Source organism: Pseudomonas sp. ACM7 (genome assembly GCF_004136015.1).
Taxonomy (GTDB): Bacteria; Pseudomonadota; Gammaproteobacteria; order Pseudomonadales; family Pseudomonadaceae; genus Aquipseudomonas; species Aquipseudomonas frigoris.
The window spans coordinates 1,035,827-1,038,962 of the sequence record NZ_CP024866.1; the positions used below are offsets into that span (position 1 = coordinate 1,035,827).

At 51.9% G+C, this 3,136-nt stretch carries 5 protein-coding genes, 1 tRNA gene and 1 pseudogene; 3 read left to right on the forward strand and 4 right to left on the reverse strand.

Annotation, left to right across the window (positions count from 1 at the left end; genetic code table 11):
- Positions 1 to 718: 718 nt before the first annotated feature.
- Positions 719 to 795: transfer RNA gene (locus CUN63_RS05000), tRNA-Arg, on the reverse strand.
- A 292-nt stretch (positions 796 to 1,087) separates the two neighbouring features.
- Between CUN63_RS05000 and CUN63_RS05010 the strand changes: the two genes are divergently transcribed.
- Positions 1,088 to 1,321 carry a hypothetical protein gene (locus CUN63_RS05010; protein ID WP_129437622.1) on the forward strand — a complete coding sequence of 78 codons (234 nt, stop codon included), beginning with the start codon at positions 1,088 to 1,090 and terminating at the stop codon, positions 1,319 to 1,321.
- Between the two features lie 22 nt (positions 1,322 to 1,343).
- Positions 1,344 to 1,523 (forward strand): PA3371 family protein, encoded by a 180-nt coding sequence (locus CUN63_RS05015; RefSeq protein ID WP_056741414.1) that lies wholly within the window; start codon positions 1,344 to 1,346, stop codon positions 1,521 to 1,523.
- Here CUN63_RS05015 and phnN read toward each other — a convergent pair.
- Together phnN and CUN63_RS31650 are read right to left on the reverse strand one after the other, a co-directional pair.
- Positions 1,498 to 2,070: a phosphonate metabolism protein/1,5-bisphosphokinase (PRPP-forming) PhnN gene (phnN, locus tag CUN63_RS05020; RefSeq protein ID WP_129445058.1), complete on the reverse strand. Its 573-nt coding sequence runs from the start codon at positions 2,068 to 2,070 to the stop codon at positions 1,498 to 1,500. The two genes, CUN63_RS05015 and phnN, sit on opposite strands and share 26 nt — an antisense overlap.
- A gap of 120 nt (positions 2,071 to 2,190) precedes the next feature.
- Entirely contained in the window at positions 2,191 to 2,346 is a 156-nt protein-coding gene (locus CUN63_RS31650) for a hypothetical protein (protein ID WP_165353230.1), read from the reverse strand.
- Between the two features lie 110 nt (positions 2,347 to 2,456).
- Here CUN63_RS31650 and CUN63_RS05025 point away from each other — a divergent pair, with 110 nt between their 5' ends.
- Positions 2,457 to 2,783 carry an Arc family DNA-binding protein gene (locus CUN63_RS05025; RefSeq protein ID WP_003178899.1) on the forward strand — a complete coding sequence of 109 codons (327 nt, stop codon included), beginning with the start codon at positions 2,457 to 2,459 and terminating at the stop codon, positions 2,781 to 2,783.
- Positions 2,784 to 2,911: 128 nt separating this feature from the next.
- On the opposite strand, the pseudogene CUN63_RS32045 reads toward CUN63_RS05025, so the two are convergent.
- Positions 2,912 to 3,136 (reverse strand): annotated as a pseudogene (locus tag CUN63_RS32045) (group II intron reverse transcriptase/maturase); the annotation flags it as partial.

Sequence of the window (3,136 nt, forward strand, 5' to 3'; positions counted from 1 at the left end):
CCAGGTACAAGTACCCGTGCTGCCGCTCGACTTGCATGTGTTAGGCCTGCCGCCAGCGTTCAATCTGAGCCATGATCAAACTCTTCAGTTCAAACATCTTTGGGTTTTTAAGAAACCCTAAACTTGGCTCAGCAATCGTTGGTTACATCTTTGATTTCTCGCGGAGTAACTTGTGATGCTGATAATCTTGTTGACTATCAGTCTGACTCCACAAGCACCCACACGAATTGCTTGATTCAGTTGTTAAAGAGCGGTTGGTTAAGATCTTTCGTCTCAACCGAGGCGCGCATTCTACAGCAAACGCCCTCAAGTAACACCCTTAAAAGCTCTTAATTTTATTAATAAAATCAATCACTTAGGCCAGAAGCAACATCAAGCTGCTCGTTAGCGGGAGGCAAATAGTACAGGATTAAAATACGTGGTCAACCCCCATCTAAAAATTCTTTTTATTACCAAAGAGCCTAGGCCGAATTCAGCCCTTGGCGAGCGCCAGTTTTGGGTCAACAGCACTGCCACCTGACAGACGCAATTGTGGCCAGAGCGAACTTATCAGCGTATCCATACCTTTCCTTAATATGAAGGAACGGTTATGAAAAAGCCCCGCCAGAGAGTTATCTGAGCGGGGCTTTTTTATGCCTGAAGCAATCCGCCTGCACCCACCCAGCACCCATGAGGGTATATCGGAGGGGTCATGAATTTCTAGAGGCCTTGAGTTATATGGTGTCCCAGGGCAGGTTCGAACTGCCAACCTTCCCCTTAGGAGGGGGATGCTCTATCCAATTGAGCTACTGAGACACAGATCGACCACAAAGAAACACGGTGCGATAGACGGCGTGCATGTTAACGGGCAGGCCCGCTTTTGTCATGTCGTCCGTTTGGCTTTTTAAGTGTAGGCAGACGCCCCGCAGAAGCGTGGCTTTGTTTACCGTGCAATTTGCATCACCGCAAAATGCCATCATTGCAAAATGCAATGCAGGCACTTCGGTAAAATATCTTAATTCATTGTTTTTAAAGGATTTAATTACCGTTAGACTCTTGGCATGCGGGCTGCTTTAGCTGTTCTCGAAGAACAACGGAGGCAAGCCTCATGAACAGCGCCCTTTTACTCTCGATCGCGATCGCTCTAGTGATTCTGTTGGGCTTTCATTTTATCCCCGAGAGCGGTGTTGAGCCGGTTGCTCAACGCATGCCTCATTACCTTCAGGTGCAAAGAGCACCTCAACTGGCGGTAATGAGCGATCAGCGCAGCTTTGTCAGCCAAGAGGTGAGCCAAGAAGGCATTCTGCTGCCAGCTCAGTCTTCAGAACGTTTGGTATTTTGAATCACCCCATCAGGAGCACCGCATGTCCAAATCAGCCGCAGGGTTTTTCATCCTCGCCTTACTGAGCGGCATTCTTCATCTGTCAGTGGTCCAGGATACGGTTCTTACCCTGCCTTTGATCGCCAGCGGCGTGTTCGGTGCGCTGTTTGTGCTGGCGCTGATTGCCGGGCGCAAGATCAAGTTCGATCCGGTACTGCGTTAACTCTCAACAGGTCCAGCAAATTGGCAACTGTAGTGGACAGTTCGCCTGAATTGTCGAGTCGATGGATCCGCGTGTCTCCGTTTGAACCCTCTGCCGTGAATAACCCATTGCGGTGCAGCCTCGCTTCAATCTCAGCAAAACTTTCGCGACCACGGTGCAGCAGGCGCTCTCGCAGGACTTCATCCTTGACCGTCAATAGAACCGGCAATAGCGTTGGATACCGGTGCAGCGCCTGAGCCAGATGGCCGCGAGAGCCGTTGACCAAGACATGCCGACCGTCATTGAGCCATTGATCTATTTCGATCGGAATACCGTAATCCAGGCCATTGGCGTTCCAGCACAGCGCGAAATCGCCCTCGACTCTGTGTTGCTCGAACTCTTCCCGGGAAACGCCAATCGCATCTTCGCCCACTGATTCGGCCGAACGCGTGATGACCCGACGCACCACTTCACAATTGAGCGTCTGCAACGGCTCTCGAGCGGCTTCGATGAGGCTGTCCTTGCCGGACCCAGAAGGCCCCATCAAGTAAATCAGCCTGCCATCCATCCTGAAATCACCTCCCACTGCATGCCTCCCCCTAGTAAATCGGCCAATTGCCACTATCCTGTACAAGTAAGGAACACCGATCGAATCTGCACAGCATGCGCCTTCAGGCGTCCCAGGACATCACCTGTCGGGCAAGGGGAGGCGGTCAGTAATACGGACCAGCGCAAACTTTTCAAACCAGTCCGCATTTCTGATAATTGGTGCTGGCATAACGCCTTTATCCAGTTCAATATTTGTCACAGAATTGACGCCAACGAACTGGCTACTTTGAGGCATGATGCGAGCCTTTATCAATTCAGGTTGAACATTTGGCCAGACCGCTTGTCCTATCAGACATCCTGCGGCCAATCCCGAGAACCGCTCCCCTGAACTAACCGGTTAAATATATGCGCCCATTGAAACAGGCAATTTATTCCAGCCGTACGGCTGACAAGTTCGTCGTACGTCTGCCAGACGGAATGCGTGAACGCATTGCCGAGGTGGCTCGCAATCATCATCGCAGCATGAACTCCGAAATCATCGCGCGCCTTGAGCAGAGCCTTATTCAGGAAGGCGCGCTGGGCGAAGAATTGAGCATGCGCCTGGACAGCCCGGAGCTGTCATTGCACGAACGTGAACTGCTGCAACGCTTCCGCCAACTCTCCCACCGTCAGCAGAACGCACTTGTTTCGCTGATTGCGCATGATGCCGAAATGGCCGCAGACGCTTCCTGATTTCATCCGAAAGTTCAAGCCAGCTTAATTGCTGGCTTTTTTTTGCCTGAAATTCAGATCGAGTAGGAGGCGGCTTTACAGCCGCCGTCCTCTCACACCACCGTACGTACGGATCCGTATACGGCGGTTCAAGCTATGCGGCTAAGCCGGTTTATCGTATCCAGTACCGAAACTAACCCAAGCTGACCCCATAGTTTCTTCGGCAGCGCCTGATTCATATGAGATGCGCCTGAGCTCCACCATGGGCCTCGGCCATTGAAGGCTGATTTGCAGGCGCGAGCTTCGCTAAGCCCCAGGCGCATCAAGTTACGTGCCCTCGTTGAGGGCCGCTTCCATTGTCGCCAGACGACGCA